The following is a 559-nucleotide window of genomic DNA, read 5'->3' on the forward strand; positions in this document are numbered from 1 at the left end:
GAAATCAGCGGGCTTTTTTACATCTTGAATTTGCAAAAAGAGAGTTCAAAAACACTAGATAAGTCGTTATCTAATCTAGTTATAAGGTTCGTAGAGTTAAGGAATTAAAAAAGCAGAGCGCTCAGGCTCTGCTTTGATGTTTTAACTGTACGTTCTTCAGAACTTACACTCGTTATTTTGCTACGTTACCTGCCACGTTTAGAGCATCCCATGTACGTGCGAATGGTGGGGCATAACAGAAGTCCATGTAGCCTAGTTGTTGAGTAGTCATCTTGGCTGTGATCGCTACGGCCAGTGCGTTAATGCGGCCAACGGCTCCTTTCTTACCTACGATTTCACCACCTAAAAGGACCTTAGTTTCTGGGTGATAAACCAACTTCACCTTGATGTCTTCTTGGCCTGGGTAGTAATCGGTTTGGTTCTTATCTGAAATCGTCGATACTTTCACATCCAAGTTATGTTCTTTCGCTAGAAGTTCAGATACGCCGGTACACGCCAATTCGTAATCGAGTACTTTCAAGCAAGACGAACCTAAGAAGCCTGACATATAGGTATCTTT

Annotated in this window: 1 pseudogene; it reads right to left on the reverse strand. The window is 42.2% G+C overall.

The annotated features are described in order from the left end of the window. Nucleotides 1–172: 172 nt before the first annotated feature. A pseudogene (locus AB4232_RS21900) lies at nucleotides 173–559 on the reverse strand (CoA-disulfide reductase); the annotation flags it as partial.

This window comes from Vibrio sp. 10N.286.46.A8 (genome assembly GCF_041470165.1).
Lineage (GTDB): Bacteria > Pseudomonadota > Gammaproteobacteria > Enterobacterales > Vibrionaceae > Vibrio > Vibrio tasmaniensis_A.